General features: G+C 27.1%; 3 protein-coding genes. 2 read left to right on the top strand and 1 reads right to left on the bottom strand.

From position 1 onward, the window contains the following. On the top strand, window positions 1–79 hold a 79-nt coding region (locus tag HNR35_RS05685; protein WP_183224543.1), incomplete at its 5' end, for a DUF261 family protein. A gap of 2 nt (window positions 80–81) precedes the next feature. On the opposite strand, the gene HNR35_RS05680 is transcribed toward HNR35_RS05685, so the two are convergent. Further along, window positions 82–858 carry a tyrosine-type recombinase/integrase gene (locus HNR35_RS05680; RefSeq protein ID WP_183224542.1) on the bottom strand — a complete coding sequence of 259 codons (777 nt, stop codon included), beginning with the start codon at window positions 856–858 and terminating at the stop codon, window positions 82–84. Between the two features lie 431 nt (window positions 859–1,289). On the opposite strand from HNR35_RS05680, the gene HNR35_RS05675 reads away from it, so the two are divergent. Further along, complete coding sequence (locus tag HNR35_RS05675; protein ID WP_183224540.1) at window positions 1,290–1,970, top strand: ErpL protein; 681 nt, start codon at window positions 1,290–1,292, stop codon at window positions 1,968–1,970. Window positions 1,971–2,011: the final 41 nt, after the last annotated feature.

The raw sequence follows: 2,011 nt of genomic DNA, 5'->3' as shown, positions 1-2,011 counted from the left end.
ACTATATGATTCACTTGATTTAAAGGCACGTGGGAAACTATTTAAAGTAACTTCAAAGCGTATATTTAAACATAGATAGCGTTATAGCTTTAAGCCATTTTTAGCAAATTTATAAGCTTGAATTTTGTTTGCAGAAGAGAGTCCGTAGATATTATCAATTTCATGGGTTGAAGAGTATTTCATAAGTTCTTTAATTTGAAAAGAATTGTAACCATTAGCTTTTAAATTAGAAATAAATAAATTTCTGCATAAATGAAGCGATTTATTTACCTTAAATCCCGACTTTTTAAGAAGATTTTTAAATTTATTAGAAATATGGATAATGCTAATTTGATTATCTTTAAATTTGTGTTTGGTTTTTTGGAAAAGATAAGTACGTCTTGTATCAAGATTTTTTTCTTCGAAATGATTTTTGTGTGCTGTTTGAATAGCTTCAAACTCTTTAGAGTTAATGACAATTTCTCTAATGCAGGCGACACTTCTTTTTTTAGCCACATTTACTTTTATATTGTAATAAATTTCTCCAGTTTCGCTGGATAGAGTAGTAATATCTTGCATTTTTACTTTTTGAATTTCAGTACCCCTGCACCCACTTATTGAGAGTATATGCACAAACCAGCCGGATATTGGATCAGTCTGTTTTAGCCTTTTGATACACTTTAGAATTAGTTTACTAGTTTTAGGAGTTAAGTAGAACTTAGGTTTAGGCCTTAGAGTTTCTTTTTTGGGTTTAGTTGAATTTTCTAGAGTATTTTTTAGGATTTTATTTTCATCTATTACTTTTTGATAATCTTTTAGTAGTTTAAGAATAAAATCTGTGTTTTCTTTATTTAAATTAAGATAATTATTAAAGTCCATAAAATCCTCTTTTTATAAGTGTTACTTTTAAATTAAGTAAAAGTAATAAAAATATATAAAAATTGCAGCTTACATTTTACCAAAAACATAAAATTTTAGTCAAATTTGGGGGCTTCTCATTGCATGCAGAATTTGGCATGTAGAGTGACTGTATTGGGTAGAAGTGGCAATTTCTAAGGGGGGCACTTAAGAAAGATATAATACTTTAAGTGATATATAGCAAATACCTGAAAATTTAATTTGTATGTGTTTTGTGATCATTTGTAATGAGTCTGCCATTTGCAATGGAGAGATTTTTCGAGTTTGATTAAAATTACATTTAAGTTTTGTTACTTTGTAATTCAAAATGTAACAAGATTAGATATTTTAAACATTATAAAAAATTGAATTTATTAGTGGTTGCGTTATCTTTAAGACTTATGGAGTAACTTATGAATGAAAAAATGAGAATGTTTATTATTTGTGCTGTTTTTGCACTGTTTGGTTCTTGTAAGAATTATGTAAATGATAAAGCTTCAGAACAAAGTTTAGAAATTCCAAAACAAATAGAACAAGAGATAAAAAAAGAATTTAATGGATTGTTAAATATTTTAGAGACAAAAGATTTAAATACATTAGATACAAAAGAGATTGAAAAAAAAATAAAAGGATTAAAGGATAAAATAGAAAAAACGAATGCTAAAGAAACTTCTCTTAAAACATATCTTGAATATGAAAAAACAGTAAAAGAAATAAGAGAAAAATTAAAGGATAAGTTAAAAGATAAGAAAGAACTTGAAGATAAATTAAAAGAACTTGAAGAGAGCTTAAAAAATAAAAAAGAGGAAAGAAAAAAAGCTTTACAAGAGGCTAAAAAGAAATTTGAAGAGTTTAAGGGAGAAGTTAATAGTGCAACTGGAGTAACTCAAGGTCAACGAGCTCAAAATCAAAGAGGTGGTGGGCAAGAGGCTTGGAAATATGCTAAAGAATTTGGTTTAAGTGTAAGTTTTTCTAATAGTGCTAATAATACTAGTGATGTGTCAAATGACATAATAGATGGTGCGATTAAGCAAATTGATGAAGAACTTAAAAATATTGGGGAAGAGGCTCAAAATTCAGAAAAGAAAAAGTAATAAAAAATGGTTTTATAAGCATAAATTATGAAAAACAAGAC

This window comes from Borreliella spielmanii, from assembly GCF_014201705.1.
Classification (GTDB): domain Bacteria; phylum Spirochaetota; class Spirochaetia; order Borreliales; family Borreliaceae; genus Borreliella; species Borreliella spielmanii.
The sequence above is the reverse complement of the archived record's forward strand: the minus strand, read 5'-3'. Positions and strand labels throughout refer to the sequence as shown.